This is a genomic window from Tenacibaculum caenipelagi, assembly GCF_004363005.1.
GTDB classification, from domain to species: Bacteria; Bacteroidota; Bacteroidia; order Flavobacteriales; family Flavobacteriaceae; genus Polaribacter; species Polaribacter caenipelagi.
In genome coordinates this window covers 327,346-339,437 of record NZ_SNYH01000005.1, presented here as the reverse complement: position 1 = coordinate 339,437, position 12,092 = coordinate 327,346, and the positions used below count along the sequence as shown (strand labels likewise).

Genomic DNA, 12,092 nt, shown 5'->3' with positions numbered 1-12,092 from the left:
AAATTTTAATGTCGAATGCTCTACCTGTTGCTTTACTCACTATATATAATCGTATGTTACTTTAGTTAAAAATAATCCTTTTGCCGGAACAGATACTCCAGCATTGCTTCGGTTTTTACTCTCAATAATTTTTTTAAAATCGTCAGTAGTAATTTTACCTAAGCCAACTTCAATTAAAGTACCCACTATAGCGCGAACCATATTTCTTAAAAATCGATTAGCACTAATATGAAATGTTAATTCATTGCCGTTTAAAACCCACTCAGCATTAGTTACTGTACAATTAAATGTGTTAACATCTGTTTTTACTTTTGAAAAACACTCAAAATCTTCATATTCATATAAAATTATAGCAGCTTTATTCATCAATTCTATATTTAAGTTTTGATGATGTAGTTGCCATGAAGTTTCTAATAAAAACGGATTTCTACCTAACCAAATTTTATATTCATAACTTCTGCTTACTGCATCAAATCTAGCGTGAGCATCTTCGTGTACTTGTTGTGTGTTTATAATAACGATATCATCTGGCAAAATAGCATTTAGCTTGTATGTAAAATTATCATTTAAAGGTAAATCAAAATCAAAATGAGCAAACATTTCAGAGGCGTGTACGCCTGCATCTGTTCTTCCTGCGCCTACTATATTTATTTTTTGCCTTAAAATAGTACTTATAGCTGTGTTAATTTTTTCTTGAACAGAAATAGCATCGGGTTGAATTTGCCACCCGTGGTAGTTTTTTCCGTTGTATGCTAATTTGATAAAATACCTCAATGAGTACAAATTTTTTTAGATAGCTAAATTATGAAATTCTGTGATGAAATAGAGAAGAGTAAGAGTTAAAAAGAAAATTAGTTTTATTAACATATGTTAACACTTTGTTTGGATGATTATGTTATTTTTGACCCCTTGAGTTAAACTAATGAATAACTAATCATTAGTTTTTTGTTGAAGATTATAAAATAGTGAATTCCCCTTTCATTAATTTCCCCTTATTTTAAAGAAATCCATAAAAATGCTTATGGATTTTTTTTGTGCAATAATTCTTCATTAGTTTTGTGCATATGATAAAGATTTTACTTCTCTCTGATACACATAGTTTTATAGATGAACAAATTTTAAAGTTTGTGAAACAAGCTGATGAAATTTGGCATGCAGGTGATATAGGAAGTTTAAAGGTTACAGATACAATTAAAAAGTTGAAACCGCTCAGAGCTGTTTACGGGAATATTGACGACAAAGATGCTAGAGCTGAATTTCCTTTAGATAATAAATTTGTTGTTGATGGAGTTTCTGTATGGATAACTCATATAGGAGGATATCCTAATAGATACGATCAAAGGATTAAAGAAGAATTGAAAAATAACAGACCTAAACTTTTTATTTGTGGTCATTCGCATATTTTAAAAATTCAGTATGATAAAAAGCTAAATTTATTGCATTTGAACCCTGGTGCAGCAGGCAAACATGGTTTTCATAAAGTGAGGACAATGCTTCGATTCGAAATAGACAAAGGGGAAATAAAAAACATGGAAATTATAGAGCTAGCTAATAGAAGTTAGCCTGATGTTTTTTTCTTGTTTAAGAATAGGTACTTTGATATGCACAGATGTACCAGCATTTTCTTTTGACTTTATGGTTAATTTACCATTCATGACATGAATTCTAGCTTCTATTTGATTAAGCCCAATACCATCAGAAAAAGAAGAAGACGAGGTAGAGAAACCTACCCCATCATCTTTTACGAGAACGGTTAGTTGATTATTCTCTTCTTTCAAGTTTATTTGTGCATGTTTGGCTTTACTATGCTTAAGAATGTTGTTAATTAATTCTTGAATAACATTAAAAATCTTTATTTCAAATTCTTGATTATACCTGCTAATGTTTTGAGCAGATACTTTAAAGTTTAACTCGCTATTTGAATATTTTTTAGCAACATCTTTAATAGCATATTCTAACCCAAATTTTAATAAAATAGATGAAACTAGGTTATGTGATAAGTCCCTAACCTTTTGAGAGGCCTCTGAGATAATGGCTTGTGTCTTTTGTATTTCTTGAGAAGTTTCTCCTTCAAATTGTTTCTTAGTTGCTGATAAATGCATGTTAGCAGAAGATAATAAAGCACTGACATTGTCATGCAATATCTCTGCAATAAGCTTGCGCTCGGTTTCTTTACCGTCAATAGTTGCATTAAGTATTTTAACCTGTGCTTCAGATTTAAGTTTCTCAATGTTTTGTTGTTGTATAAGTTTGCTCTCTGATAATTTAAGTCGTAAGTTTCTTTGACGAAGTTTGTAGTTGTATATGATTACACCAGATATGATTAAAACAAGCAAACTTAATACCCCAAAAAGCATAGAAGTTTTTGCTTGTTGTGCTTCCTTTAATTTTCGTTGTTCTTCAACTAAGGCTGTCTTTTCTTTTTCAAGGTTAAGTTCATGTTGGGTATATATTTCATCAATCATTCTTCTTATCTCTATATCTCTTAAATCGTCCTTAATATTATAAGATTTTTCTTGATAGGTATATGCAGTATAATCCTTTAAGAGATATAGAGTCCAAGCTAGGTTAAAGTATAAACTGGATTTAGTTTTGGTCGAAGATATATTATTGTCTTCTACATCTTTGATTAGATTTAATGCTTTAATATATGTAGCTTTAGATTTTTCTAACTCTTTTTTTTCTAGATAAATATTGGCTAAATTACCTAAAGAACCAGCTTTACCTACCTTATCATTTATGCTTTCATATAATTTTATAGACTCATTAATGTAAAACTCAGCTTTTTTATATAATGAATCCCTCAAATAAATTGTAGAAAGGTTATTATTTATTTTTGCCTTTAATATTTTAGCCTTTTCAGTTTTGAAAGAGTTGTTTATAACTTTTCCGTAATAGTACATAGCACTATCTTTATACATTTCAGAGTTTATAGAATCACTTTCTTTTAATATATGATAAGAGCTACCAATTTTTTGGAGATTAATCATTTCAATATAATCGTCATCATTGATAGGTAGTAAATCTAATTTCTTATTTCTGTCTAGAGATGGAGATTTGTTTTTGTGTTTCTTAAAGTATTTGTTGCTAATTGTATAGAATTCTATAGCTTTTTGATATGAATTATTTTCAAAATAAATATTTCCAATAATATTATTGATTTTTGAAGAAAGTAAGTCATTACTATTGATTTTACTTTCTTTGAGCAGGATTAAAGCTTTGTCTAATGCCTCAGTATATTTTTGCTTTGAATACAGGCTGTCAACTTTAAAAAAAGCTAAAGAGTCTTTATGTTTAATATAGGATAATTTTTCCCTTAAACTTAATTTATTTTCTTGTCCAAAGGATATATTTGAAATTAAAAGACATAATGCTAATATACTTAGTGCTTTTTTCAAACTACTCTTTTTGTTATGATTGAATTATTACCTCAGGTTTTGTAACTAAATTAGCTAGTTCTTCTTCTACTGTTTTTCCAGAGTATTTGTGGTTAACAAAATTAATTTTGATAATACCATTATCAGAAGAGCTCATTGTTCTTGAAAAAGTTTTTGCATTTTCTGTGTCATAATTATTAGACAAATGAACCTCGTACGCTTCTATGTCTTCATTATAACTAAACTCAGTAGCTACATTATCATTTACAACAAAGTCTAATTGATAGGTGCCATCTTCATTAGCTGTAACACTATACGAATTTAAAAATTCAGTAATGCCTTTAGCAAAGGTAATGTTTTCATCTTTTACCCATATATTAGTTTGCTTCCCATTGTTAGTTTCTAAAAAACCGATTTTTAAATGCTCATTATCAATAGAAAAATCATTAGAGTGTTTAGTAGCAGTTTTTTGAGCTGTTTCTGCTAAAATTATTTCTTTAGAGTTATCTGTATTTGTAACGGTAGTTACATCAGTATTGCTAGAAGTATTAAAATCAATTGAGTAAGCACCACTAGCATCTCTTTTAAGAGTATATGATTGTAATAAGTTTTCTGGAGTATCGTCTAAAACTTCAGTGTCGTTGTTAGAACAAGAAGCAAACACAATACTTAGAGTTAATGCGAGAAAATAAGGAGCGACTTTTTTCATGATTGACAGTTTTAGTAAGTTATTATTGGTTTATTTTTCAAAAAAAAAGCGATGTACTTTTGACAGGGTTGAGATTGGGGAATCTCTTGGGGGATAAAGAAAACAAAATGAAGGGGTTTCCTATTTATGGTGTACTATGTTTGATTAACAGCGTACATCGCTAATTATTTTTTATTTGTAGTTAGTAAAGCGATGCATGTATAATGTATAGTCTCCAGGGGATATAGTGTACAGATTCGGGGGACTTTTTCTTAATCTAGGGGATAAAGAAAAATGATGAGGGGTACATCCCTACACTATATTGTTTCTCACGGCATACATCGCTAAACCTACTACGTTTTTTACTTTTAATTTTTTGTATAAATTACTTCGGTACGTTTCAACAGTCTTTAGGCTGATGTTTAACTGTTTTGCAATTTCATTAGAGCTTTTTTCTTGAGCTATCAACTTTAACACTGAAATTTCTCGTTCAGTTAAATCTCCGTTTATAAACTCAGGTTCTATTACTTCTTTTGAATCGGAAGCGTATAGTTCTAATAGTTTTACTTTAATGTCTTCGCTAATGTATTGAATACCGTTATAAACAACTTTTATGGCGTCTATAATTTGTTCGTTAGCGTGACTTTTATCAACAAAACCATTAGCTCCTAAAGCCATTAGTTCTTGCACAAGTTTTGGGTCGCTTAAGCTAGATAGTATAATAGTTTTAATTTGTGTGTTACGTTGTTTGAACGTTTTTAAAACTTCAATACCATCCATTTCAGGCATATTAATATCTAAAACTAACACATCAGCTGCGTTTTTAGAAGACCAGTTAACTACTTCTCTTCCTGTTAAAGAATATCCCTCAACTTCTATATCGTCTTCGGTATTTAATAAAGCTATGACCCCGTCTATTAAAATCTTGTGATCATCAGCTATGTGAACTTTAATCTTGTAATTCATGGTTATTTACAGTTACAAATCTATGTTATAAAAGCATTGTCTACAATACACAGTATCCCTATTTGTTTTGTTAGCAACTCAGGGATAACCCTGAGTTTTCTTTAACATTTCTTTAACATTTTAAGCTATAGGTACTATAGGTACTGAGTTAACAAAAATAAAAAACCGGGATTTAAATCCCGGTTTTTTCGCACTAAATATACTAAGATGTTAGGTTTATCGTAATCGATCTACAGATTTTACAAGATCTTCATCCTTTTTAATGGCTTTATTTGCTAAAACTAAAAGCAAAATAACAATAACAGGAAAGAACATCCCAATACCTTTCTCAGAAACAGCAGCTTCTCCAGATAATGTTTGTGACAGATATACCAATAGCCCTAATAAAAAAAGGTTTATCAATATGTTTAAACGACCTAGTACAAATTGTAATTGACGATTTTTAAATAAAAATATACTTACAAAAGATACTAAGGTAGATCCAAAAAATAATACAGGAACGCATTTTTCTATTAATGAGTTTCTTGAAAACAAATCTAATATATATATAGCTGTACTTTCTTGAGAGTTATTCCAAAGACTAAATAAAAAAGTCAATCCTCCAGAGATAATTCCTGCTACTAATAGATATATAGATTGTATTCTTTGTATCATAATTTTTTATCGGAAGCAAATGTAACACTTCTTTTTTTAAAAAGAAATACAACAAGTTAAAATATTTGTATATATTTGCCTTATATGTAACCGCACCAATTATTATATAGCCCCTATATAATTAGCACTCAAAAAACTTAACAAAATCAAAATTCTTTAAAACTCAAAAGAATTTGAATAACTTAATTATTTGACGAATGTTCGAGATTTCGGAATTAAAAACTAAAAAACTCTCTGATTTACAAGCTATAGCTAAAACTATAGGGTTAACAAAGATAAGTCAGTTAAAAAAATTAGATTTAGTATATAAAATTTTAGATGCACAAGCAGAGGCAAGTGCTCTTGAAGCTAAACCTAAAGATGAAAGGCCTAAGTCTAAGCGTAAAAGAATTACAAAAACAGACGAAGGAGAAAATAAAATTGTAGCTAAAGTTGATAGACAACAACCTGTTGAAAAGGAAGAGAAACCTCCTATAGCAGATGTAAGTCAACAAAAAGAGGTAAAAAGTGTACCTGAGAAAAAAGCTGAAGAGAAGAAACAAGTTGTAGAAGAGAAGAAGCAGCAACCTCAAAATAAACAAAGTAAGCAACCTCAGAATAGAGGGAATAAGCAGAGTAACAAAAATCAGAATGTTAATAAACACCACCATAAGAGTGGTAATAAGTATCGCGATCCTGATTTTGAATTTGATGGAATTATTGAAAGTGAAGGAGTTTTAGAGATGATGCCTGATGGGTATGGTTTCTTACGTTCTTCTGATTACAATTATTTATCATCTCCTGACGATATTTATGTATCTCAATCTCAAATAAAATTGTTTGGATTGAAAACAGGAGATACTGTTAGAGGTAATGTACGACCTCCAAAAGAAGGAGAGAAGTATTTTCCATTAATTCGTGTATCAAAAATTAATGGGTTAAATCCTAATATTGTTCGAGATCGAGTGTCTTTTGAGCATTTAACACCGCTATTTGCTGAAGAAAAATTCAATTTGGCAGAAAAAGGAAGTTCTTTATCGACGAGAATTATCGATTTGTTTTCTCCAATAGGGAAAGGACAACGTGGTATGATTGTAGCACAACCTAAGACGGGTAAAACAATGTTATTAAAGGACGTGGCGAATGCAATTGCAGCCAATCATCCTGAAGTATATCAAATTGTTTTATTAATAGATGAGCGTCCAGAAGAGGTTACAGATATGCAACGTAGTGTTCGTGGAGAAGTAGTAGCTTCTACTTTTGATGAGCCTGCTGATAAGCATGTACGTGTAGCTAATATAGTGTTGGAGAAAGCAAAACGTTTGGTAGAATGTGGACATGATGTAGTGATTTTACTTGATTCGATTACTCGTTTGGCAAGAGCTTATAATACAGTAGCACCAGCTTCGGGTAAAATTTTATCAGGAGGTATTGATGCGAATGCTTTACATAAACCAAAGCGTTTCTTTGGAGCTGCACGTAATATTGAAAATGGTGGATCTTTAACAATCATTGCAACTGCACTTACTGAAACGGGATCTAAGATGGATGAGGTTATCTTTGAGGAATTCAAAGGAACCGGTAACATGGAGCTTCAATTAGATCGTAACATTTCTAATAGAAGAATTTATCCAGCGATTGATTTAATCAAATCAAGTACGCGTCGTGATGATTTATTATTAGATGAAAAGACAGTACAACGCATGTGGGTATTACGTAAGTATTTAGCTGATATGAACCCGATAGAAGCGATGGAGTTTATTCAAGACAGAATTAAGAGGTCGTTAAACAACGAAGAATTCTTAATATCTATGAATGGATAATTATTAAAATATAGAATAAAAAAAATCCCGTATTGAGCGGGATTTTTTTATTTTGGATAGATAACCATTTCAAGTGGGATATCAAATTCGTGAGTGTCTTCAATTTTTTTAATAGGAGGAAAATAGTTGAGTCCAATGGTTCGAGTACCTTCTTTACATTCTGATAAAAACCGATCATAAAATCCTTTTCCATAACCAACTCGGTAGTTTTGTTCGTCTGAAATTAACATAGGAACAAAAACCAAATCGATATCTTTTACAAAAGCTTCTTTTGCATTTACTGGTTCTGGTACACCAAATTTATTGGATTCTAGCTTGGTGTCTTTTTCAAAATAAAAATGAGAAAGGGTTTCGTCTTCAAAATTACAACGGCTTACAATAATTTTTTTTCCTTTGTTTCTGAAGAAATTGATAATGGGTAAGGTATCTATTTCATTAAATTTTCGCATTGATAAAAACAGATGTACATTGCTGATATTATCTGTATGCAATTCAAAAACTTGCTGATAAATACTTTTTTGTAGTTTTTCTTTTTCTATTTCAGTAAGTGAATTTCTTTTTTGTTTGTATAGTTTTCTAAGCTCAGATTTTATCATGTTCAATTACATTGATTTTAATTCTTCTTGTAGTTTTTTTGTCAATCCTTGCACTACCAATTCGTATGAATGGTCAATTAATTCAAAGGCAAGCGTGTCTGAAACATCATGATTTAAAGTAATGGTATTCCAATGCTTTTTACTCATATGAAATCCAGGGTTGATGCTTTCGTATTCAGCTCGTAACTCCAGGGCACGTTCAGGATCGCATTTTAAATTAATTTTTGTTTCTCCCTGTTCCCATCTATCTAGTCCAACTAAGGCAAACATTTTACCCATAACTTTAAAGACTAGAGTAACTTCATCGAAAGGGAAGTGTTCAGTAACTCCTTTTTTACTGATACAATAATTACGTAACTCTTCAATATTCATTAGTCAATAAGTTTTTTTGAGGTTTCAGGAATTTCCAGTGTAGAATAATCTAATTTCCAACCAATGGTTTCAACTAAGTTTTGCATTAGGGTAATAGCTTCTATAGCTTCTTTATTGGCAGTTTGCATTAAATTACTTTCAGGTATTTTTTGAAGAATATGTTCTTTCGCCTCTTTATTCACTTCTGTCAAATCTTCTGAGTTAAATTTATTAAGTAGTCCGTTTTGGACATCATAAAAGCGCAAGTTTGGCTCAATAGAAAAAACTTCAGGTTGCGGAAATTCAGATAAAACTAATGTTTTGTTTTTGGTATTTGTATGCATTTTAATTTTTCTAAAATCAAAACCAACATGCACTTTAGCATTAATTATAATAATAGCTTTCTTCTTACTGGTTATTAATCCTAAAAACTTTTCCTTTGTGTTTTCATGATGATAAATTTCAGCAAATTCACCCTCTACAGTAATCAGTTTTGATACTTTTTTAATTTTATCTAACAATACAACAGATTGTTTTTCTGTCAAGTTTTTTCTATTGACTGAAGTGAATTTTTTAAAAATAAAAAACGAAATAATAGCTCCACCAGCTAAACCTAAAAAAAGTAATTCCATAAATACGAATTTACATAAAATCTTGTAGAGAATACTAATGTTATAATAGGTGTTTTATATAAAAACACCTTGGTTTATGTTGTAAACCAAGGTGTAGTGTATGTTTTTAGTTGTTGTAAAAATTATTCTTTGATAAGAAACATAGACCGTCGGTTTAATTGATGTTCTTGTTCGGAGCATTGTGTTTCATTGGCACATTTGTTAATGAGTTGTGATTCTCCATAACCTTTTGCTGATACTCTGTTTTTATCAATTTCTTGTTTGAGTAGCCAATTTAACGTAGCCTGAGCTCTTCGTTCTGATAATTTTAAATTGTATGTATCGTTACCTCTAGAATCTGTATGTGATTCGATATGAATTTTTAGGGTAGGGTATTCTTTTAAAGCTGCTAGAATTTTTGCTAATTCCACTTCAGCATCCGGACGAATGTTGGATTTATCATAGTCGAAATAAATAGGTTGTAAGGTCAATCTGCATCCTAAATCGTCAGGAGGACAAGGACCCGATAGTTCCAAAGCTAAAGGCATATTCAGTTTGATAGGCATTTCAATAGTTTTAGGATTTTTTGGCGTTTCTATTACCTTCTCTTTAGGATAGTAATTTTCTTTTTTTGCTCTTAAAGTATATTGTTCTTGGCAATCTAGAAGGAAAGTAAAAGTAGCATCACTACCAACAGTTATTGTTTTGATTTTGTTATTATTACTATCTATTAAAGTAACTTCAGTATTGGGTATTAATTCACCTGTAACCTTATCAACTATAGGTCCTTGAATGGTAATTTCACAACGTTCCCATATTTGATATATGTCATCACTTTTACTACCTTCATTACCATCTCTATTTGAAGCAAAATATCCAATTCTATCATCCTTTATAATAAAACTAAAATCATCTTTAGAACTGTTTATCGGTTCCCTAAAAGTAGAGATTTCACCATGAGAATCATTTTCTAATTTGGTTACGAAAATATCTAGTCCTCCCATACCTGCATGTCCATCACTTGAAAAGTATAAGTTATTTTCTTTACTAACAAAAGGAAAAGTTTCTCTCTCTATAGTATTAATTTTGTTACCCAGATTTACAGGACTAGTATAAATATCATCTCCTAAAATTTTTACATACCAAATATCAGACATCCCCAAAGTACCAGGCATATCAGAAGAAAAATAAAGTTTATCTTCATTAGGGCTTAAGGTTGGATGTCCAACAGAATAATTGTCATTATTAAACGGAAGTTCTTTTATATTACCCCAAGTATTTCCTACTCTTGTTGCTTTATATATTTTGAGTCGAATAACATGGTTTCTGTCTCTTTTCTTTTTACCATTTAAGTAATTATTTCTGGTAAAATACATAGTATTTCCATCTTTTGTAAAAACTGCAGTAGACTCATGATAAGGTGAATTAATATTTGGTTTAAATGTTTTTACTTGCCCAAAGTTCATGTCTTTATCTATAGGGGCTAGATATAAATTTAAAAAAGGTTGATTGTCCCAGCCTGCAAGATCAGTAGATTGTTTCTTTAAAGAAGATGGTGTTTTTCTGCTAGAAGCAAACACAATGTTGTTACCATAAAAAGCGGGGCCAAAATCGGAATATTCAGTATTAACAGGGATTTTTTCTATTTCAAAAAGTTTGTCTTGAACTCCTTTTCTAAATAAAGTATCAGCCACATTTTTATGCGATGTTACGTTAATGATTTTTCCTCCTTTAAACCTGTACATTTCCATAAGTTTTTCTGCTTCTTCAGGTTGATTAATACTTTTTAAGCATTGAGCAGCTCTAAAATAATCGGTAGTTAATGCTTCGTTAGGAAATTTTTCGATTAAGTAGTAATACCATTTAGCAGCGTCTGAATAATCACTGTTAAAATAATAAGTATCTCCCAGCTTTCTATAAATTTCTGCTGAGCCATAGTTTTTTTCTATGACTTTTAAATAGATTTTACGTGCATCTATAAAGTCATACGTATCATATTTTTTATTAGCCTTTTCAACTAACGCTATTTGTGCAAAAGAGTTAGTACTTATTAGAGCAAATAAAAAATAGAAGATTAAATAATGCTTTTTCATGATATAAAAATTTAGAAGAATCTTGGTGTTAGTATACGTTCGGGATTATTGAAAACATCAAATCGCAGGAAAAATTCGTAAGAACCATTACTATGTTCTTCAATATCTGTGGTTTGAAAATCGTAACCCATTCCTAAGAATAGTTGATCTGAAATATGAAACCCAGCCATAGCACTAAGTGCAGCATCCCAACGATAGGAGGCCCCAAGTGTAAATTTGTTATTGAATAGAAAATTAGCAGATAAATCTACCTGTAAAGGAGATCCATTAACCCATTTAAACATGGTTGCAGGTTTGAGTTTTATATCACTACTAATATCAAAAACATAACCAGCAATGATAAAATAGTGTAAGCGTTCTATAGCAATAGCATCTTCATTGCTATTGTTAATGTTATCGGAATTATAATGTTTAGAGTTGAAAAAATTAGGTATTGATAGCCCTACATACATTTTGTCGGTATTATAATAAATACCAGCACCTATTTGTGGCTGTACTTTTTTATCTATGTTATTAGCAAATTGCCAATCATTTTGATCATAGATGTTAAGTTTGGTGTAATCTACATCGAGAATACTTATACCTCCTTTTATTCCAAAGGAAAGTCTAGAATTGCCAGACAACAACAAAGAGTAGGCATAATCTACAGTGAGACTTGTTTCATTTGAAGGACCTATTTCGTCATTTATAACAGAAAAACCAATAGCGTTTCGTTTAAGTACTCCTAAAGGTAAATTAAAAGTAATAGTACCAGTATTAGGAGCCCCTTCAAAACCAGACCATTGTGTTCTATATAATACTCCAAAGCCTAGTGCAGTTTTAGAACCAATATAACCAGAGTTAATGACTTGTGTATTGTACATATATTGAGTGTATTGTGGATCTTGCTGAGAAAAGCACACATTAACACTAATCATAGCTATTAATAATAAAAAAGAATAATGTTTCATTAGA

12 protein-coding genes are annotated in these 12,092 nt (G+C 30.6%); 2 read left to right on the top strand and 10 right to left on the bottom strand.

Going from position 1 to position 12,092, the window contains the following annotated elements; all coding sequences use genetic code 11:
- Positions 1-39: 39 nt before the first annotated feature.
- Positions 40-774: a tRNA pseudouridine(38-40) synthase TruA gene (gene truA / locus DFQ07_RS12590; protein ID WP_133537394.1), complete on the bottom strand. Its 735-nt coding sequence runs from the start codon at positions 772-774 to the stop codon at positions 40-42.
- A 290-nt stretch (positions 775-1,064) separates the two neighbouring features.
- Here truA and DFQ07_RS12585 point away from each other — a divergent pair, with 290 nt between their 5' ends.
- Entirely contained in the window at positions 1,065-1,562 is a 498-nt protein-coding gene (locus tag DFQ07_RS12585) for a metallophosphoesterase family protein (protein WP_133537392.1), read from the top strand.
- Here the strand turns inward: DFQ07_RS12585 and DFQ07_RS12580 are convergent.
- The 4 genes from DFQ07_RS12580 to DFQ07_RS12565 form a co-directional block, all read right to left on the bottom strand.
- A complete protein-coding gene (locus DFQ07_RS12580) occupies positions 1,545-3,398 on the bottom strand; it encodes an ATP-binding protein (RefSeq protein ID WP_133537390.1) in 1,854 nt (617 codons plus the stop codon). The genes DFQ07_RS12585 and DFQ07_RS12580 overlap by 18 nt on opposite strands.
- A gap of 13 nt (positions 3,399-3,411) precedes the next feature.
- Positions 3,412-4,086 carry a hypothetical protein gene (locus DFQ07_RS12575; protein WP_133537388.1) on the bottom strand — a complete coding sequence of 225 codons (675 nt, stop codon included), beginning with the start codon at positions 4,084-4,086 and terminating at the stop codon, positions 3,412-3,414.
- 291 nt (positions 4,087-4,377) lie between these two features.
- On the bottom strand, positions 4,378-5,031 hold the full coding sequence (locus DFQ07_RS12570; RefSeq protein WP_133537386.1) for a response regulator: 654 nt from the start codon (positions 5,029-5,031) through the stop codon (positions 4,378-4,380).
- A gap of 216 nt (positions 5,032-5,247) precedes the next feature.
- The gene (locus DFQ07_RS12565; RefSeq protein WP_133537384.1) at positions 5,248-5,685 is read right to left on the bottom strand and encodes a DUF4293 domain-containing protein; all 438 of its coding nucleotides are present in this window, start codon (positions 5,683-5,685) and stop codon (positions 5,248-5,250) included.
- Between the two features lie 197 nt (positions 5,686-5,882).
- Here DFQ07_RS12565 and rho point away from each other — a divergent pair, with 197 nt between their 5' ends.
- A complete protein-coding gene (gene rho / locus DFQ07_RS12560) occupies positions 5,883-7,487 on the top strand; it encodes a transcription termination factor Rho (protein ID WP_133537382.1) in 1,605 nt (534 codons plus the stop codon).
- Positions 7,488-7,534: 47 nt separating this feature from the next.
- Here rho and DFQ07_RS12555 read toward each other — a convergent pair whose 3' ends face one another.
- The 5 genes from DFQ07_RS12555 to DFQ07_RS12535 form a co-directional block, all read right to left on the bottom strand.
- Positions 7,535-8,083, bottom strand: coding sequence for a 5-formyltetrahydrofolate cyclo-ligase (locus DFQ07_RS12555; protein ID WP_133537380.1), 549 nt, complete (start codon positions 8,081-8,083; stop codon positions 7,535-7,537).
- Positions 8,084-8,089: 6 nt separating this feature from the next.
- The gene (locus DFQ07_RS12550) at positions 8,090-8,455 is read right to left on the bottom strand and encodes an MmcQ/YjbR family DNA-binding protein (RefSeq protein WP_133537378.1); all 366 of its coding nucleotides are present in this window, start codon (positions 8,453-8,455) and stop codon (positions 8,090-8,092) included.
- Positions 8,455-9,066, bottom strand: coding sequence for a DUF4230 domain-containing protein (locus DFQ07_RS12545; protein WP_133537376.1), 612 nt, complete (start codon positions 9,064-9,066; stop codon positions 8,455-8,457). Before DFQ07_RS12545 ends, DFQ07_RS12550 begins: the two co-directional genes overlap by 1 nt.
- A gap of 122 nt (positions 9,067-9,188) precedes the next feature.
- Positions 9,189-11,138: an OmpA family protein gene (locus tag DFQ07_RS12540; RefSeq protein WP_133537374.1), complete on the bottom strand. Its 1,950-nt coding sequence runs from the start codon at positions 11,136-11,138 to the stop codon at positions 9,189-9,191.
- 11 nt (positions 11,139-11,149) lie between these two features.
- On the bottom strand, positions 11,150-12,088 hold the full coding sequence (locus DFQ07_RS12535; RefSeq protein ID WP_133537372.1) for a PorP/SprF family type IX secretion system membrane protein: 939 nt from the start codon (positions 12,086-12,088) through the stop codon (positions 11,150-11,152).
- Between the last annotated feature and the right edge of the window lie 4 nt (positions 12,089-12,092).

What these genes read in the sequence shown, in the direction of transcription:
- DFQ07_RS12535 (WP_133537372.1), bottom strand. Translation starts at nt 12,088, where the DNA reads ATGAAACATTATTCTTTTTTATTATTAATAGCTATGATTAGTGTTAAT.
- DFQ07_RS12565 (WP_133537384.1), bottom strand. Translation starts at nt 5,685, where the DNA reads ATGATACAAAGAATACAATCTATATATCTATTAGTAGCAGGAATTATC.
- rho (WP_133537382.1), top strand. Translation starts at nt 5,883, where the DNA reads ATGTTCGAGATTTCGGAATTAAAAACTAAAAAACTCTCTGATTTACAA.
- DFQ07_RS12555 (WP_133537380.1), bottom strand. Translation starts at nt 8,083, where the DNA reads ATGATAAAATCTGAGCTTAGAAAACTATACAAACAAAAAAGAAATTCA.
- DFQ07_RS12570 (WP_133537386.1), bottom strand. Translation starts at nt 5,031, where the DNA reads ATGAATTACAAGATTAAAGTTCACATAGCTGATGATCACAAGATTTTA.
- DFQ07_RS12585 (WP_133537392.1), top strand. Translation starts at nt 1,065, where the DNA reads ATGATAAAGATTTTACTTCTCTCTGATACACATAGTTTTATAGATGAA.
- DFQ07_RS12545 (WP_133537376.1), bottom strand. Translation starts at nt 9,066, where the DNA reads ATGGAATTACTTTTTTTAGGTTTAGCTGGTGGAGCTATTATTTCGTTT.
- DFQ07_RS12540 (WP_133537374.1), bottom strand. Translation starts at nt 11,138, where the DNA reads ATGAAAAAGCATTATTTAATCTTCTATTTTTTATTTGCTCTAATAAGT.
- DFQ07_RS12550 (WP_133537378.1), bottom strand. Translation starts at nt 8,455, where the DNA reads ATGAATATTGAAGAGTTACGTAATTATTGTATCAGTAAAAAAGGAGTT.
- DFQ07_RS12575 (WP_133537388.1), bottom strand. Translation starts at nt 4,086, where the DNA reads ATGAAAAAAGTCGCTCCTTATTTTCTCGCATTAACTCTAAGTATTGTG.